This is a genomic window from Streptococcus mitis (assembly GCF_001579035.1).
Classification (GTDB): domain Bacteria; phylum Bacillota; class Bacilli; order Lactobacillales; family Streptococcaceae; genus Streptococcus; species Streptococcus mitis_J.
The window spans coordinates 97917-98755 of sequence record NZ_KQ970286.1 but is presented as its reverse complement, the minus strand read 5'-3'; the positions used below and the strand labels follow the sequence as shown (position 1 = coordinate 98755).

The 839-nt window shown below is 39.8% G+C and carries 1 protein-coding gene; it reads right to left on the bottom strand.

Annotated features, from left to right (window positions below; all coding sequences use genetic code 11):
- Positions 1–839: mucin-binding protein (locus SMIDD26_RS02730; protein ID WP_419986647.1), on the bottom strand; the 839-nt coding region annotated here is incomplete at both ends.

The window sequence follows — 839 nt, the reverse complement described above, 5'->3', positions numbered from 1 at the left end:
CTTCCGGATTATTAGGATCAATTGGTGTTCCTGGTTCCGGTTTTGGATTATCCGGATTTTCAGGTTGAGTAGGATCAAATGGTTTCACCGGTTCAATGTGTGGTGTTAATACCACCTTGTAGTATTGGTCAACCTTAGAATCGTTGTCAAATGTACCTTTAGATGAATAATCATTACTTACAACGTCATATCCTTTTGCTTTTAATTTCGCGATTGTTGTCGCTACTTCACCGTCTTTTGTAAGTGGTGTATTTGAATCACCTGTTTCTGTGATTGGTGTTTCTAATACATTTCCTTTTGGATCTACGAAGCTTGTAATTGCTTTTTGTTGTCCGTCTTTTACATACGTAATTGGTGTATCTTGACCTGGTGTTGTTGGCACTGGTGGTACATTATATCCTTTTTCTGGATGGTTTGGATCAACCGGTGTTAACGGTACTAGTGGATTTTCTGGACTCACTGGTTTTGTTGGGTCTTTTGGTACTACCGGAGTATGTCCTGGTACTTGTGGAATCACTGGTACTTTCGGACTATTCGGATTGTTTGGATCTTGTGGTTTTTCCGGATTTGGTGTTACCACTTTGCTTGGATCTTTCGGATCATTGTCATACGGCGTTGGTGTCGGAGGTGTTACTCCTTCTGGCACTTTCGGTATGAATGAACCTACTTTAGTGTAAACAACGGTGATTGTTTCGTCTTTTGTATCTGATTTAACAGTTGCTGTTGTCACTTCTTTTTGAGTAGGATCTTTTAAGATATAACCTTTAACTACTGGTGACGTTTGTGATTCCCATTTCGCTGTTGACCATGTTCCTTCTGTTAATGCGTTCGTAACTTTA